The following is a 1,668-nucleotide window of genomic DNA, read 5'->3' as shown; positions in this document are numbered from 1 at the left end:
AAAGTTGAACTTCGAAAACCTTCTTAAATCAGACTTTTTACGAGTAAAATTCTTATTTCTAAATTTAAAAATGAAATAAAAAAAATATAAAAATCATAATAAAGATAGAAAAAATTTTTGAAATACAAAATTGCATAAATAATATCAGATTATAGGAAAATGACTGGAAAATTGCACTTTACAGATAAAAAAAAGATACTATAATAATAGGTAAGAAAGCAAAACGAAGGAATAATAGTAAAAAACGATGGATAGAAATAATTAAAAAGGAAAGGAGAATGTCAAAATAAAAAGAAGGGGTTCAATTTTGACAAGTGGATATTATGAGTAAAGCTAATAAGGTTATAGGGAAAGATATATTTTTTAGATACAGTGTGATTTTAACAGGTATGATCATATCTAGTATAGGGATTAATGGATTTATAAGACCAGCACATCTTTTAAGTGGAGGTGTTACAGGACTTGCAACTATGCTCAATTACATCACAAATATAAATGTCGGTTTACTTACATTTTTAATTAATATACCAATATTTGTGCTTGGGTTTATATATTTAGAAAAGGACTTTTGTATTACTAGTTTAATCAATATGGTATTATTCTCTTTTATATTAGGTATAACACAAGATATAGGAAATTATATAAATATAAATGATATTTTACTTCAAAGTGCATATGGAGGAATTCTATGTGGAGTAGGTGTAGGACTTACTTTTAGAGCTAAATCATCTCAAGGTGGTACTGATATTATAGGGGCAATATTAAAAATAAAGAGAAATGTTCCAGTAAAAAATACAGCTTTAGCAGCAAATGTGGCTATAGTTTTATGTGGAAGCTTCTTATTTGGAATGCATCTAGCTTTATATACACTTATATGTATGTTTTTAAATGCACAGACAATGTCAGTAGTAAAGGATGCATTCTTTGATGAAAAATCAGTAATGGTATTTACTAGAAAATCTGAAGAAATTGCAGATGATATAATGAAAAACCTAGACAGAGGTGTTACATTTTTAGATGCAGAAGGCGGATATACACATGAGAAGAAAAAAATCATATACTGTGTAGCCCTATCAAAGGAAATTCCTAAAATAAAGGAAATAGCTCTTAAATACGACAATAGAGCATTTATATCAGTAAACGATGTAAATGAAGTAAAAGGTAAAGGCTTTAAAGAAAGATATTTATAAAATTTAAATATATCAGACAGTATCAATTTTAACTTTGATACTGTCTGTTTTTTATTGTTATAAAAGTATTATGAATATATAATAATAGTATAAATTTATTATTTTAAAGAAAGGGAGCCTTTTATATGAGTGATGTAAAAAACAATATTAATATATATAACGATTATTTAAAATCTATAAATGAAGCTAAAAAAAAGGTAAGACATGCACAAAGTATAAAAAGAAGAGCGTTAAAAAAAGATATAAAAGCCACTGAAGAAGAAGTCGGATTAATTGAAAAGGGAGCTCTTACAGATGAAAAGGTAGATTTTACTTGTAATGAGGCTAAGATTTATTATTTTACAAATGGAGATAAATATATAGGAAAAATAGAAAATGGCAAGATGAACGGTTTGGGAGTTTACACATTTTTTACAGAGGATGAAAATGAATTGGAGTATATAGGCGAATTTAAAGATAATTTAAAGGAGGGATGCGG

1 protein-coding gene and 1 pseudogene are annotated in these 1,668 nt (G+C 26.7%); both read left to right on the top strand.

Features of this window, described 5'->3' with window-relative positions; genetic code table 11:
• Positions 1-323: 323 nt before the first annotated feature.
• Entirely contained in the window at positions 324-1,190 is an 867-nt protein-coding gene (locus tag ACI3VO_RS01895; RefSeq protein WP_439756283.1) for a YitT family protein, read from the top strand.
• A 125-nt stretch (positions 1,191-1,315) separates the two neighbouring features.
• Positions 1,316-1,668, top strand: a pseudogene (locus ACI3VO_RS01890) (MORN repeat-containing protein); the annotation flags it as partial.

The organism is Intestinibacter sp. (assembly GCF_051866655.1).
Lineage (GTDB): Bacteria > Bacillota > Clostridia > Peptostreptococcales > Peptostreptococcaceae > Intestinibacter.
Note: the sequence above shows the minus strand (reverse complement) of the source record. Positions and strands in the feature narration are given on the sequence as shown.

Excerpts from the sequence above, each read along its gene's own strand:
- ACI3VO_RS01895 (WP_439756283.1), top strand. The coding sequence starts at position 324 with ATGAGTAAAGCTAATAAGGTTATAGGGAAAGATATATTTTTTAGATAC.